This is a genomic window from Flavobacterium sp. (genome assembly GCF_046073885.1).
In the GTDB taxonomy this organism is placed as follows: Bacteria; Bacteroidota; Bacteroidia; order Flavobacteriales; family Flavobacteriaceae; genus Flavobacterium.
This window is the reverse complement of the sequence record NZ_JBJTND010000058.1, coordinates 1-13,346: the sequence shown is the minus strand read 5'-3', so window position 1 is coordinate 13,346 and position 13,346 is coordinate 1. Positions and strand designations below refer to the sequence as shown.

The following is a 13,346-nucleotide window of genomic DNA, read 5'->3' as shown; positions in this document are numbered from 1 at the left end:
ATTCTTGTTTTTCAATTTCATTCCCTCTCTCAAATACTCTTCTAATTACCGCACTAAACTGTTTATTCCATTCTATTTTACTAATGTCAGTATCCCAAAATAAAGATTTTCGCAATAATTTTATATTGGGTCTATTTGTTTCAATTTTATGTTTTTCTTCATTTATGTCAAAGTAGGTTTGAAGTATTGCTAACGAACCTTCTTCAAATCCAAGTTTTTCTTCAATCTTAAGTGCTAAAGCGGTATTTAACTTACGCTTACCTTTAGTAATTGCATTTATAGTTTGTGGATGTTCGCCTATAGACAAAGCAAAAGGTCTTTGATGCAGCGCTCTTTTTTTAAATTCACGCTCCAAAATAATTCCAGGATGGATTCCCTTGTATTTTTCTAAATAATTATTCATAGTACAAATGTAAACAAATTTGTTTACATTTAGTAAAAAAACTATTTATTATAAATATTTTTACAACAAATAGTATTTAAAAGTTCCAAATCCGACATGAAATAGTTCGAGAGGACTCCTCTCTGCTCCACGAGTTGAACCAATAGCCTCTAAAATTTTAGAGGCTATTTTTTTTTTAAATAATCACTTAAATCAATTTAGATTTAAATTTTACAATTATTTCTTCAATATCTTCTTTAATAAATTCCCAGTATTTCCCTCTAAAACAAATGGGGTTGAATTCATCATCAGCAAAATTAAAATTAGTGAAGTTATTTATTAGCAATTCCCTATCATGAGAGTAGGGATATCTTTGCTCATGCAAGGCTAACATTTGAGCTAAATTATAATTTTCAAAAAGCTCATGTAAATCCCAAAAATCTTTTTTTCGCCCGCCTCTTTGAATCACATCGAGCTTCATGGCAATAATCTCCTCAATAGAAGCCATTTTAATAGAATCTTCAATTATAACGGGCTGGATAAATTTATCGGTGTAAAAAATATCGAGCTTTATGGTGTTGTCGTTGTTCTCTCCTATTAGATAAGACTTACCAATTCCGGGTATATTATTTGAAAAATGATCCACATATGGAAAATTTAATGTTAAATACTTTTCAATTGAATCAAAATCAATCTCACCGTAATCCACATCACTAAAAAGATCGATGTCAATCGATTCTCTATGCCCTACTTGAAGACTCAAGGCAGTACCTCCAACTAATCTAAAACTTGCAAATTCCTCTGCATCCATTAATTGCAGCAAGCTCTTTTTCAATAAATCATTTACAGTATTATAGTAAAGCATTTTGCTATTTGTTAGTATAGATTGTATATGGCAAAACCGTTACTTGATTGAGCACATTATTTATTTTTTCTGAACCGTAAAATCGAATTAATTCTTGTTTTTCAATTTCATTCCCTCTCTCAAATACTCTTCTAATAACCGCACTAAACTGTTTGTTCCATTCTATTTTACTAATTTCAGTATCCCAAAATAAAGATTTTCGCAATAATTTTATATTGGGTTTATTCGTTACCTTCTTCTGTTTTTCTTCATTTATATCAAAGTAGGTTTGAAGAATTGCTAACGAACCTTCTTCAAATCCAAGTTTTTCTTCAATCTTAAGCGCTAAAGTTGTATTCAACTTACGCTTACCTTTAGTAATTGCATTTAAAGTTTGTGGATGTTCACCTATTGACAAAGCAAAAGGTCTTTGGTGCAGCGCTCTTTTTTTAAATTCACGCTCCAAAATTATTCCAGGATGGATTCCCTTGTATTTTTCTAAATAATTATTCATTGTACAAATGTAAACAAATTTGTTTACATATAGTAAAAACTATTTAAAATCAATTATTTTTTTCCCATTAGTATTTAAAAGTTCCAAATCCGACATGAAATAGTTCGAGATAATTCCTCGCTGTTCCACGAGTTGAACCAATAGCCTCTAAAATTTAAGAGGCTATTTTTTTTATTTAAAAGTTCCAAATCCGACATGAAATAGTTCGAGATAATTCCTCGCTGTTCCACAAAAAAAGCCCATAATATTAGGGGCTTTTTTTTTATTTTTTACTCAGGAGCTACAACTGCACCTTCCCAGTGCATCATGCCGCCTTCTAAATTATAGGTATTTGCAAAACCTATTTGATTCATGATCGAACAGGCTTGAGCACTTCTCCCTCCTGCTTTACAATACACATAGTAATTTTTAGATTTGTCCAACTCTTCTAATCGATAGATAAATCCTTGTCCTTTATAAATGTCATTTAATATTGCACCCGGAATGATTCCGTCTTGCCATTCGTCTTCGGTACGTACATCAAGTATTTCAGCATTGGTGTCGGCTGCCAACTGGCTTGCCCAGTCTTCTTGTGATAAATTCATATGGATTATTTTTTTTTTTCAAAAATAGGAATTTTCTTCATATTAAATATTCAACGCAAAACAAAGCCTTTTTTTATCTTAACAAAAAAATAACATGACATTTGTATATACAAATAAAAATTTAGTTACATTTGTACCTACAAATATTGAGTGCCCCAATATGGAAATTGAGAAAGTTGTAAAATCAAATATTAATCTTGACGATTCTAAAAAAATCATCCTGAATATTATTTATACTCAAAATGTTGTTGCCGATAAATTTAATGAGATCATTAAACCATACGATTTATCAAGCGAACAATACAATGTATTACGCATTTTGAGAGGTCAAAAGGGTCGTCCTGCTAACATGTGTATCATTCAAGAACGAATGTTATCCAAAAACAGCAACACCACTCGATTGATTGATAAATTACTACTTAAAGAATTAGTAACTCGAGAGGTATGCCCTGAAAATAGAAGAAAAATTGAAGTATTAATCACCAATAAAGGTTTGGAATTATTAAAGATTCTAGATCCTAAGGTTATCGAATATGAAAATCAATTTGCCGATAATTTAAGTGCTACCGAAAAAGCACAACTCAACACCTTATTAGAAAAATATAGAACCTTAAAATAAATACTATGAGTCAATTTAATGAAAATGCAAAATGGCGTTACGCCACAAAAAAATTTGATGCTTCAAAAAAAGTATCTGCTGAAGATTTAGCCACTTTAAAAGAAGCTATTCGCTTATCTGCTTCTTCTTTCGGATTGCAATTATACAAAGTAATTGTAGTTGAAAATCCAGAAGTAAGAGCAAAACTTAAAGATGCTTCATGGGGTCAGACTCAAGTTGTAGATGCATCTCATTTAATTGTTTTTGCAAATCAAACTACAGTAACTGATGCTGATGTAGATGGATACATCAACAACATTGCTGCGACACGTAATGTACCTGCAGAAGCGTTATCTGGATATGGAGATTACATGAAAGGAGCAATTGGAAATATGCCAGAAGAAGTAAAACCTATTTGGACTTCTAAACAAACCTATATTGCTTTAGGTAATTTATTAAATGCTGCTGCAGAACTTAAAATAGATGTAACTCCAATGGAAGGATTTGTACCTGCTCAATACAATGAGATTTTAGGTTTAGATAAATTAAACTTAAATGCCGCTCTTGTTGCTGCTGTAGGATACCGTCATGAAGAAGATGCTACACAACACGGTGCAAAAGTTAGAAAATCTAACGAAGATTTATTCATTACCATTTAATTCAATAACCCAAATAATAAACAAAAATGAAAAATTTAAAATCAATCGCAATCGCATTATTAGTAACTGTATCTACAATTGCTACTGCACAAGTAAAAAAAGTTGACGCTGCAAAAAGTAGCATCGCTTGGTTAGGAAAAAAAGTAACTGGTCAACACAGTGGAACGATCAACTTAAAAGAAGGAAGCCTTATTTTTAAAGGAAAAAAATTAACTGGCGGAACATTTGTAGTGGATATGACAAGTTTAACTTCAACGGATTTAACTGGAGAATACCAAGAAAAATTAAATGGTCACTTAAAAGCTGATGACTTCTTTGGAACTGATAAATACCCAACATCAAAATTAGTTTTCAAAAAAATTGCTGATAAAGGAAATGGCGTTTACAATGTTACAGGTGATTTAACATTAAAAGATGTAACTGCTCCTATTAACTTTACAATCACAGTAAAAGGTAATAAAGCTAATTCTGCGTTAAAAATTGACAGAACTAAATACGGAATTAAATATGGTTCTGGAAGCTTCTTTGATAGCTTAGGAGATAAAGCTATTGCTGATGAGTTTGAATTAACTGTAAATTTACAGTTCTAATAAACTATCAATTTCAAACAAAAAAGCCTTAAAGATTTCTTTAAGGCTTTTTTTATGCAGTTATATTATATTTGCTCCATGAAAAAAATAGCACTCATAGACAATTACGATAGCTTCACTTTTAATTTGGTGCATTATTTAGAAGATCTAAACTGTAAAGTTATAGTTTTTCGAAATGATGAATTTGAGTTAGAAGAGCTAAAAGATTTTGAGGCTATTTTACTATCTCCAGGCCCTGGAATTCCTTCAGAATCAGGACTTTTATTAGAAATTATTAAAATTTATGCTTCAACAAAAAAAATACTAGGAATTTGCCTTGGACATCAAGCAATAGGAGAAGTATTTGGGGCAAAATTACGCAATCTCCCAAAAGTACATCACGGGGTTTCTGACACCATAACTCAAACAGGAACTGATTCCCTTTTTAATACCTTACCGCAACAACTACAAGTAGGGAGATACCATTCTTGGGTAATTGACTCCTTGAATTTTCCTGAATCATTAGAAATTACCTCAACCACCAATAACGGAGAAATCATGTCGATTCGCCATAAAAATTTCAATGTAAAAGGAATTCAATTTCATCCCGAAAGTATACTTACCCCATCCGGAAAAATCATATTATCCAACTGGATTGAAGAATAATGAACCCTTATTTTTGTTTAACTAATTATTAAGTTAAAAATAAAATTAATTAAATTTATTATTTAAATAAAATCTATTATACAATTGATTTTTAAATTTATAAACACATATTATAGATATTATCTATGATTAAAAACTGGTTAAATAATCGTTAATAATTAATTAAACAAGTGTTTAATTTAAACGAATGTTTAAATTTGCAACCGATTCAAATTATTCAGTAATGGAATTTAACGAAAAGCAAATAGAGATTCTTCTTGTCGCCGAGCAACTTTTTGCCGAAGAAGGTTTTGATGGAACTTCCGTTAGAGAAATTGCGAAAATTGCCAATATTAATGTGGCAATGATTTCTTATTATTTTGGATCTAAAGAAAAGCTACTGGAGGCAATAGTCTTATACCGTATTTCGGGACTTCAATTGCATTTGGAATCACTTTCAATTGAGAGCATCTCTCCTATTGAAAAAATAGATCGATTGATTGAATATTACATAGAAAGGATAAACTCCAATCGTCATATGTATCATATTTTACATTTTGAGCTATCTACCACTAAAAGAGAACTAAACTTAGAGGAATTTACCCAAGTAAAAAGAAACAATTTAAAACTATTAGAAAATATTATTCTGGAGGGTCAACAACAAGGAATCTTTCAACCAAATATAAATATTGCTTTAATTCCTTCAATAATAGTAGGAACAACGACACATTTTCATATGAATAAAAGTTTTTTTGAGGAATTATTACAACTTGACTCGGAAGAAAAATATGAAAATTATATAAAAATTGATTTAACCAAACACATTCAAAAAACAATAAAAGCCCTACTTATTCATGAAAACTAAATTAATGCTAGGATTTTTGTTTTTTATCTCTTTGAGTTCGAAAAATTTCGCTCAAGAGAAGAAAACAATGTCACTCACAGACGCTATTGCTCTTGTAATCAACAACAGCAATGAGGCCGTTTTAGCCAATACTAAAGTGGCAGCCTCCAAATTAGAAATGGAGATTCTAAAGAACAACCAATATCCATCTGCAAAAATTTCTGGGCAATACCTAAAATTAACAGGCGCAAATGTAAACTCTCACTTAGGAGGAGCGGGCGGAGGACTTGACGTGAGCCAGTTACTTCTTGGACAAGCCAATGTGTCGATGCCGATTTTTAGCGGATTCAAAATAAAAAATAGTATTGTTGCCTCAGAAAATTCATTCAAGGCACAAAGCTTTACTGCATCACACACTAAAGAAGAATTGGCTTTGAATGTAGTTGAATTATTTGCAGGTCTATATAAATCAACCGAAATGGTTAATTTACTTAAAGAAAATCTTAAAAGTGCTCAACAACGCACTAAAGATTTTTCTGCAATGGTAGACAATGGTTTGATTGCCCGAAATGATTTATTAAAAGTACAACTCCAAGAGTCGAATGTAGCACTATCACTAGCAACCGCACAAAAGAATGTGAATGTATTCAATTATCAATTGGTTTCTCTATTAAAACTATCTGAAGGCACCAGCATAGATATTGATATTGAAGCCGTGAAAAGAGATATGGCTAAAAACCAATCTCAAAACACTTCTGCTTTACGAAATGACTTAGAGGCTTTAAATTACAAACAAAAAGCAAGTGAGGCAGGTATCAAAATTGCAAAAGCGGGCTACTTCCCTTCTCTAGCATTAACAGGCGGTTACATTGCATTTGATTTAAAAAACACCCTTTCGGTAACCAACGCAATGAATTATGGTATTGGCTTCAATTATGACTTGGCCTCTCTTTTTAAAAATGGAAAACAAGTTAAACTTGCCAAAATCAAATTCGAAGAGGCTAAACAAGCCACAGCCCAACTATCTGATAAAATAAAAGAAGAAATTCAACAAGCGGAAGAAAATTATGCACTGGCCTTAAAACAAAACAAAGTTTACGCACTGGCTTCAGAACAAGCAACCGAAAACTATCGCATCATCAAAGACAAATATGATAATAATCTAGCAAACACAAATGATTTATTGGAAGCTGATGTTCAACAATTACAAAGCACCATTAACCTTTCTTTAAGTCAAGCAGAAATTGCTCTTAAATACTATCAATTACAATTTGCATCAGGAAAACTAATTAATTCATTCAATTTAACAACACCAACTAAATAATAATACTCATGGAAAAGTCTCAAACTAATAAAAAATTCATTCTAATATTTGCTGTTTTAATTCTTGTTGGAGGATCCTACGGAACATACAAATATTTGCATTCTCAAGCACATGAAACAACCGATGATGCTCAGATTGAAAAAAATATGAACCCAATAATTCCAAGGGTTGCCGGGTACATTACTAAAGTATATGTAAAAGACAATGACTTTGTAAAAAAGGGAGATACCTTATTCACAATTGATAATAAAGATTATTTAGTTAAAGTTGAAGAAGCTAAAGCAGCATTATTATCTGCTGAAGGAAGTTTTGAAGCATCAAAAGCTGATATTGGAACTGCACAAGCAAATGTTTCGGTATCGGATGCCAATATGCAATCAGCAAGTGGAAATATCGAAACTGCTAAAATCAGATTGACAAGAGCTTCAAATGATTTTGATCGCTATGCTAATCTTTATAAAAACCACAGCATAACAAAACAACAATATGAGCAGGCAGAAGCAGCAAAATTAGAAGCGCAAACCCAATTGCGTATTTTGCAAGAGCAACAAAAAGCCAGCGCTTATCAAAAAAATGTAGCTTCCGCTCGAACTACAGTTTCTAATAAACAAGCAGAAGTTGCTTCGGCAAATATTAAAAAAGCACAAGCTTTTTTAGACGCTGCAAAATTAAATTTAGACTACACCGTTGTTACAGCAGCAATTGACGGACAAGTTTCTAAAATAGCTGTTCAACCTGGCCAATTTGTACAACCAGGTCAATCTTTATTTTATATTATCAATAATGCGGAAGCGTGGGTAATAGCAAACTTTAAAGAAACGCAATTAAACAAAATGGTAATTGGTCAAAAGGTAACCATTAAAGTGGATGCATACCCTGACACCGATTTTAACGGAACCATTACAAGCTTTTCACCAGCTACAGGAGCACGATTTTCAATTTTACCTCCAGACAATGCTACCGGAAACTTTGTTAAAACAATCCAACGTTTGCCTGTTAAAATTGCTATTGACACCGATAATGATGCCGAAAAAGTAAAATTACTTCGTCCGGGAATGAATGTAGATGTAGATGTACATTTAAAATAACATTAGACAGTTAGAAAGCTAAATATTTAGACTTCTTAGCTAAGAATCTAATATCTAATAATCCAACTATCTAAGAATCTAAAAATCTATTATTAAAATGGTTCAAGCAGACGATTTAGTAGAATATGGTTACCGCAGGGTAATAATCACAATTACTGCAGTGCTTTGTGCATTGCTTGAAATTGTTGATACTACCATTGTGAATGTAGCGCTTACCAACATGCGAGGTAGTCTCGGTGCTACACTTACCGATGTGGCCTGGGTAATTACCGCCTATGCCATTGCCAATGTAATTGTAATTCCGATGACGAGTTGGCTGTCGCAACAATTTGGCAGAAGAAATTACTTTGCCTTTTCAATAATTATATTTACCGTTTCTTCTTTCCTTTGCGGAAATGCCTCGAATATCTGGGAACTTGTAGTATTTCGATTTATTCAAGGTCTTGGCGGAGGCGCCCTGCTTGTTACGGCTCAAACCATTATTACCGAAAGTTATCCTGCTGCAAAACGCGGAATGGCACAAGCTATTTACGGAATGGGCGTAATTGTAGGCCCTACTTTAGGACCTCCTCTTGGAGGATATATTGTAGACCACTTTTCATGGCCGTTTATTTTTTACATCAACATTCCAATTGGAATAATTGCAACAATACTTACGCTAACCTTTGTTAGAAGTCCGAAGTATGGCGAAAAGCTAAAAGCCAATCAGGTGGATTGGTGGGGAATCTTTTTCTTAGCTAGTTTTATTGGATCGTTACAATTTGTATTAGAACACGGGCAGCAAGATGATTGGTTCAACGACCAGTTAATCCTAACCTTGAGTATCGTTTCTTTATTAGGATTATTGGCTTTTATCTGGAGGCAATTAAGCTATAAATTTCCAATTGTAAATCTAAGTGTATTGAAAGATGGAAATCTAAGAATTGGTATATTGATGTCTTTCATATTAGGATTTGGATTGTATGGATCTACTCTAATTATACCAATATACACTCAATCTATTTTAGGATGGACCGCGACCGATGCAGGTTTGTTATTAATACCTGGATCGTTAACAACTGCTTTCATGATGCCATTTATTGGAAAAATGATTCAAAAAGGAGTTCCGCAAGGTTATATGGTTGCAGTAGGATTTGTTGTTTTCTTTCTGTTTACATTCATGATGCGAAATGCTATGACACCTGATACTGGAGTAGAACATTTCTTTTGGCCTTTAATATTAAGAGGAATTGGAATGGGATTACTTTTTGTACCAATCACTACCCTATCGCTTTCTACATTAAAAGGAAAAAGTATAGGTGAAGGTGCAGCCTTCACAGGGATGATGCGACAATTGGGAGGGTCTTTTGGTATAGCAATCATTACCACATTCATATCTCGACTTAATCAAAAACACCGCGTTGATTTATTGCGAAATCTAGACGGCAGCCGATTGGAAGTGCAACAACGAATTATTGCTTTACAAAAAGGATTTATGTCGAAAGGATTTAGCGCCAACGAAGCGCTTAAAAAAGCATATCAAGTACTTGATTTTTCGGTTATGAAGCAAGGCACGGTATTGTCTTACATGGATATATTTATGTCTCTAGGATTATTGTTCCTATTTTGCATTCCGATTATCTTTTTAATCAAAAAAGGACAAAACAAAATCAATCCTGCAGAAGCAGCCCATTAATAAAAAAACCTCTGAAATTCAGAGGTTTTTTTTATTATATTATCTTGTAAAAACTAGAGTATTTCCTTTACTAAGGTTGGCGTCAAATGAATAGCCTTCATAATTAAAACCTTTCAAATCCTCTATAGTTTTTGCGTTGGTATCTACAATATATCGAACCATCAAACCCCTAGCCTTTTTGGCAAAAAAACTAATCATTTTGAGTTTGCCGTCTTTATAATCTTTAAATTCTGGAGTAATTACAGGTACTTTTAATTGCCTCACATCAACGGCATCAAAATATTCGCCACTAGCCAAATTGATAAAAAGCTCCTCTTTTTCTAATTGTGCATTCAATTCTTTAGTTATTGTTGCTTTCCAAAATTCGTATAGATTTTTTTTAGCACCTATAGCTAACTTAGTTCCCATTTCCAATCGATACGGCTGCATTAAATCTAATGGTTTTAGCAAACCATATAGCCCAGATAAAATGCGTAATCGGTCTTGTATTAATTTTATTTTGTCTTCCGATAACGAATAGGCATCCAAACCAACATATACTTCACCGTTAAAAGCAAAAATTGCAGGACGAGCATTTTCAGGTGTAATTTCGGCTACATTGCGCTCTTGGTTGCGTTTCCAATTTAAATCGGCCAAATTCATAGAAATATCCATTAATTCGGCTAATTGTTTTGGCTTTTTTTTCTTGAGCACCTTATCTATTGCTAGCGACTGTTTTTGAAATCCGTACACAGAATAATCTTGTGTAGGCAACGGACTTTCAAAATCTAAAGATTTGGCTGGAGAGATTACAATTTTCATAGCTATTGGGTTGAAAACCCAAAAATACAAATTCCTTTTCAATTAAAAATATTATCAACAATTCGTATTTCTTAATTCGATATTCCTAATTAATATTTTACATTTGAGGTCTCAAATAAAATTACAACCTATGGTCTATAAATTTAGAGTAATTCTAGATGCAGAAGAAGATGTATTTAGAGATATCGCCATCTTAGAAACTGATACATTAGAAGATTTGCATAATGCTATTGTAAATGCTTTTGGTTTTGACGGATTAGAAGTTGCTTCATTTTACACTTGTGACGATACATGGAATCAGGAAGATGAAATTCCGATGTTTGATACCGGCGATATTCCTGGTGAACAAAAAACGATGAGTGATTATCCATTAAATCAATTACTTGATGAAGACCAGACTAAGATAATTTATGTTTATGATTTTATCAATATGTGGACATTCTTAGTCGAACTTGCTGCAGTTGAAGAATCAGAAACCGGAGAAACATATCCTAGTTTATTATTTTCTCATGGCGAATTACCAGAGATTGCTCCGGAAAAAGAGTTTGAAGCCGAAGGAGAAGATTTCTATTCAGAGTTTGAAGATGATTTAGATGAAGACGATTTAGATGCTTTTGGTGGTGATGACAGTTTTGAAGATTTCGGGTTTGAGGAGAATTGGAATTAATCTTTGAGAAAATAGAGTAAAGAGAATAGAAAAAAGACTTTAAAATTTAATCAAAGAACGATAGCAATTTATCGGAACATCTATGTTCTATATTCTATTTTCTTTGTTCTAACAAAACAAAATGATAAATTTATTTAACACTCACATCGAGTCATTATCCATTCACCGAATTGGAAACAAAAGCCGTAATGAAGACCAATTTCTTTCGGAGGAAGCCTATAATTTAAATGACGAAATTGTCCCGCTTTTAAAGGAATATTTCTTCAAATCATTTCGCGAAAAGGAAGAAAACTATTTCCAGTTTGCACACGAAGTAGATTTGGAATACAACGATATGTTTAACTTTGCGACTGAAATATTTACTAACCCAAGTGAAATTCACGCCGTTTCAAAGAAGATTACAACGCATCTTTTTGAACAATCCAATCATCCACATATAAAGAATGGTGAAGTATATGTGGCTTATTTGACAAATCTTAGTATCGATAACAATGTTGTTGATGCAATTGGTATTTTTAAAAGCGAAATCATGACTGACTTCATGCAGTTTGAAGAAAAAGGAAAAACACTAAAAATGATTTTACAGCAAGGAATTAATCTTAATAAACTAGACAAAGGCTGCCTGATTTTTAACTACAAAAAAGAGGAAGGCTACAAGATTTTAACTGTTGACAGCAACCGTTATGACACGCGTTATTGGTTAGAGCATTTCCTTTCTGTTGATGCTTTTCAGGATGAAAATTTTATTACCAAAAAGTATTTAAAATTCTGTCAGGGATTTGCCAAAGATGTTGTATTTCCAGCCGAAGACAAGAAAGAAGAAGTAATGTTCATGAATCGCTCGGTGAATTATTTTGCCAAAAACGACCAGTTTGAAGAAAGCAATTTCCTGAATGAAGTAATTGACAACCCAGACCTGATTCCGGAATTCAAAAACTATAAAGTAGATAAAGGTGAAAAATACAGCATTGAAGATGTGACTACTTTTCCTATTGCAAACAATGCCGTTTCGGATGCCAGGAAATCAATTAAAAATGTGATTAATCTTGATACCAATATTCAAATCAAATTAGATTTCATCAATCCGGAAAGTGCAGAGAAATTTGTAGAAAAAGGCTGGGATGAAGAAAAGCAAATGTATTATTACCTAGTATATTTTAATAAAGAACAGAAAAGCTAGTTTACCTTATCGAAAAAAAATCCCCAATTGTTATAAGCAGTTGGGGATTTTTTATTTTCATTAGATAAATAAAAGTGGAAATTATATAAATTACCATTCCCAAAAGCTATTATATTTGTTTGCTATGAAATTCAAATACTATTATTTCTTTTTATTGTTCTTTTTTTGCTGCCAAATTTTTAATGCGCAGGAAAAAAATAGTGGTAACGATTCTGTAAAAGTTTACAAAAAAATTGAAGATTATTCTAAGAAAAGTAAGTTTAAAAAGCTTATTTATCGTATGCTTTTTAAATCTAAAAGAGTTGAAACTTCTTCTCAAAAAAATGCAAGGAAAAAGTTTCTAATCAAAAAAACATTTGACAGGAACGAAGGTAAAATCATCAGAGAAATAAGGATTGAAACTTTAGATCCTTTTGGCTATGCCGTTGATAATTATAAAGATGAACCCAATAAAGGATTTGAGAAGTTTGGAAACCGACTACATTTAAAAACAAAAAACTGGACAATTCGAAATTTACTACTTTTCAAGAAAAATGAACCATTAGATTCCATTGTCGCAAAAGAATCGGAGCGTTTGATTAGAAGACAACGCTATGTTAGAGGTGTCATTATTAAACCAGTTGAAATTCCAAATTCAAAAGATTCAGTAGATGTTTCTGTGAGGATTTTAGATTCCTGGAGTTTGATTCCAACTGGCGCAATTTCAGATTCGAAAGGTAGGTTTGATTTAACTGAAAGAAATTTTTTTGGTCTGGGTCACGAAATTGAAAATGATTTCACCAAAAGATTTGAAGACGGAAAAAGAGCCTACACCGCTAGTTATACCATTAACAATATAAAAAACACCTATATAAAAACGACTTTTATCTACAATAATGATATAAATGGCAATATAACCCGAAGTGCAAAGTTAGAAAGACAATTCTTTTCTCCATTAACAAGGCTTGCTTATGGTGCGTATTTTGAAAACCG

The 13,346-nt window shown here is 32.5% G+C and carries 15 protein-coding genes and 1 pseudogene; 11 read left to right on the top strand and 5 right to left on the bottom strand.

Going from position 1 to position 13,346, the window contains the following annotated elements; translation table 11 throughout:
* The 4 genes from ACKOWY_RS08055 to ACKOWY_RS08040 form a co-directional block, all read right to left on the bottom strand.
* Positions 1 to 403: transcriptional regulator (locus ACKOWY_RS08055; RefSeq protein WP_408940925.1), on the bottom strand; the 403-nt coding region annotated here is incomplete at its 3' end.
* 187 nt (positions 404 to 590) lie between these two features.
* Positions 591 to 1,247 (bottom strand): nucleotidyl transferase AbiEii/AbiGii toxin family protein, encoded by a 657-nt coding sequence (locus ACKOWY_RS08050; protein WP_408940924.1) that lies wholly within the window; start codon positions 1,245 to 1,247, stop codon positions 591 to 593.
* A gap of 4 nt (positions 1,248 to 1,251) precedes the next feature.
* Positions 1,252 to 1,740, bottom strand: a complete 489-nt coding sequence (locus ACKOWY_RS08045; RefSeq protein ID WP_408940923.1) for a transcriptional regulator — start codon at positions 1,738 to 1,740, stop codon at positions 1,252 to 1,254.
* Between the two features lie 269 nt (positions 1,741 to 2,009).
* The gene (locus ACKOWY_RS08040) at positions 2,010 to 2,324 is read right to left on the bottom strand and encodes a rhodanese-like domain-containing protein (protein ID WP_408940922.1); all 315 of its coding nucleotides are present in this window, start codon (positions 2,322 to 2,324) and stop codon (positions 2,010 to 2,012) included.
* A gap of 160 nt (positions 2,325 to 2,484) precedes the next feature.
* Here ACKOWY_RS08040 and ACKOWY_RS08035 point away from each other — a divergent pair, with 160 nt between their 5' ends.
* From ACKOWY_RS08035 to ACKOWY_RS08000, 8 genes are all read left to right on the top strand, one after another.
* Positions 2,485 to 2,943 (top strand): MarR family winged helix-turn-helix transcriptional regulator, encoded by a 459-nt coding sequence (locus ACKOWY_RS08035; RefSeq protein ID WP_408940921.1) that lies wholly within the window; start codon positions 2,485 to 2,487, stop codon positions 2,941 to 2,943.
* A 5-nt stretch (positions 2,944 to 2,948) separates the two neighbouring features.
* Complete coding sequence (locus ACKOWY_RS08030) at positions 2,949 to 3,581, top strand: NAD(P)H-dependent oxidoreductase (RefSeq protein ID WP_408940920.1); 633 nt, start codon at positions 2,949 to 2,951, stop codon at positions 3,579 to 3,581.
* A gap of 26 nt (positions 3,582 to 3,607) precedes the next feature.
* A complete protein-coding gene (locus ACKOWY_RS08025; RefSeq protein WP_408940919.1) occupies positions 3,608 to 4,171 on the top strand; it encodes a YceI family protein in 564 nt (187 codons plus the stop codon).
* A 78-nt stretch (positions 4,172 to 4,249) separates the two neighbouring features.
* Positions 4,250 to 4,816 (top strand): anthranilate synthase component II, encoded by a 567-nt coding sequence (locus ACKOWY_RS08020; RefSeq protein WP_408940918.1) that lies wholly within the window; start codon positions 4,250 to 4,252, stop codon positions 4,814 to 4,816.
* 187 nt (positions 4,817 to 5,003) lie between these two features.
* Positions 5,004 to 5,660 carry a TetR/AcrR family transcriptional regulator gene (locus tag ACKOWY_RS08015; protein WP_408940917.1) on the top strand — a complete coding sequence of 219 codons (657 nt, stop codon included), beginning with the start codon at positions 5,004 to 5,006 and terminating at the stop codon, positions 5,658 to 5,660.
* Between the two features lie 67 nt (positions 5,661 to 5,727).
* The gene (locus ACKOWY_RS08010; RefSeq protein ID WP_408940916.1) at positions 5,728 to 6,963 is read left to right on the top strand and encodes a TolC family protein; all 1,236 of its coding nucleotides are present in this window, start codon (positions 5,728 to 5,730) and stop codon (positions 6,961 to 6,963) included.
* 8 nt (positions 6,964 to 6,971) lie between these two features.
* A complete protein-coding gene (locus tag ACKOWY_RS08005; protein ID WP_408940915.1) occupies positions 6,972 to 8,051 on the top strand; it encodes an HlyD family secretion protein in 1,080 nt (359 codons plus the stop codon).
* A 97-nt stretch (positions 8,052 to 8,148) separates the two neighbouring features.
* Complete coding sequence (locus tag ACKOWY_RS08000; RefSeq protein ID WP_408940914.1) at positions 8,149 to 9,726, top strand: DHA2 family efflux MFS transporter permease subunit; 1,578 nt, start codon at positions 8,149 to 8,151, stop codon at positions 9,724 to 9,726.
* 39 nt (positions 9,727 to 9,765) lie between these two features.
* Here the strand turns inward: ACKOWY_RS08000 and yaaA are convergent, their stop codons facing one another.
* Positions 9,766 to 10,527 (bottom strand): peroxide stress protein YaaA, encoded by a 762-nt coding sequence (yaaA, locus tag ACKOWY_RS07995; protein ID WP_408940913.1) that lies wholly within the window; start codon positions 10,525 to 10,527, stop codon positions 9,766 to 9,768.
* 130 nt (positions 10,528 to 10,657) lie between these two features.
* On the opposite strand from yaaA, the gene ACKOWY_RS07990 reads away from it, so the two are divergent.
* The 3 genes and pseudogenes from ACKOWY_RS07990 to ACKOWY_RS07980 all read left to right on the top strand — a co-directional run.
* Entirely contained in the window at positions 10,658 to 11,194 is a 537-nt protein-coding gene (locus ACKOWY_RS07990; RefSeq protein WP_408940912.1) for an IS1096 element passenger TnpR family protein, read from the top strand.
* Positions 11,195 to 11,315: 121 nt separating this feature from the next.
* Positions 11,316 to 12,374: a nucleoid-associated protein gene (locus ACKOWY_RS07985; protein ID WP_408940911.1), complete on the top strand. Its 1,059-nt coding sequence runs from the start codon at positions 11,316 to 11,318 to the stop codon at positions 12,372 to 12,374.
* 124 nt (positions 12,375 to 12,498) lie between these two features.
* Positions 12,499 to 13,346 (top strand): annotated as a pseudogene (locus ACKOWY_RS07980) (hypothetical protein); the annotation flags it as partial.

Excerpts from the sequence above, each read along its gene's own strand:
- ACKOWY_RS08015 (WP_408940917.1), top strand. The coding sequence starts at position 5,004 with ATGTTTAAATTTGCAACCGATTCAAATTATTCAGTAATGGAATTTAAC.
- ACKOWY_RS08000 (WP_408940914.1), top strand. The coding sequence starts at position 8,149 with ATGGTTCAAGCAGACGATTTAGTAGAATATGGTTACCGCAGGGTAATA.
- ACKOWY_RS08010 (WP_408940916.1), top strand. The coding sequence starts at position 5,728 with ATGTCACTCACAGACGCTATTGCTCTTGTAATCAACAACAGCAATGAG.
- ACKOWY_RS07990 (WP_408940912.1), top strand. The coding sequence starts at position 10,658 with ATGGTCTATAAATTTAGAGTAATTCTAGATGCAGAAGAAGATGTATTT.
- ACKOWY_RS08035 (WP_408940921.1), top strand. The coding sequence starts at position 2,485 with ATGGAAATTGAGAAAGTTGTAAAATCAAATATTAATCTTGACGATTCT.
- ACKOWY_RS08050 (WP_408940924.1), bottom strand. The coding sequence starts at position 1,247 with ATGCTTTACTATAATACTGTAAATGATTTATTGAAAAAGAGCTTGCTG.
- ACKOWY_RS08045 (WP_408940923.1), bottom strand. The coding sequence starts at position 1,740 with ATGAATAATTATTTAGAAAAATACAAGGGAATCCATCCTGGAATAATT.
- ACKOWY_RS08005 (WP_408940915.1), top strand. The coding sequence starts at position 6,972 with ATGGAAAAGTCTCAAACTAATAAAAAATTCATTCTAATATTTGCTGTT.
- ACKOWY_RS08020 (WP_408940918.1), top strand. The coding sequence starts at position 4,250 with ATGAAAAAAATAGCACTCATAGACAATTACGATAGCTTCACTTTTAAT.
- yaaA (WP_408940913.1), bottom strand. The coding sequence starts at position 10,527 with ATGAAAATTGTAATCTCTCCAGCCAAATCTTTAGATTTTGAAAGTCCG.
- ACKOWY_RS08025 (WP_408940919.1), top strand. The coding sequence starts at position 3,608 with ATGAAAAATTTAAAATCAATCGCAATCGCATTATTAGTAACTGTATCT.
- ACKOWY_RS08030 (WP_408940920.1), top strand. The coding sequence starts at position 2,949 with ATGAGTCAATTTAATGAAAATGCAAAATGGCGTTACGCCACAAAAAAA.
- ACKOWY_RS07985 (WP_408940911.1), top strand. The coding sequence starts at position 11,316 with ATGATAAATTTATTTAACACTCACATCGAGTCATTATCCATTCACCGA.
- ACKOWY_RS08040 (WP_408940922.1), bottom strand. The coding sequence starts at position 2,324 with ATGAATTTATCACAAGAAGACTGGGCAAGCCAGTTGGCAGCCGACACC.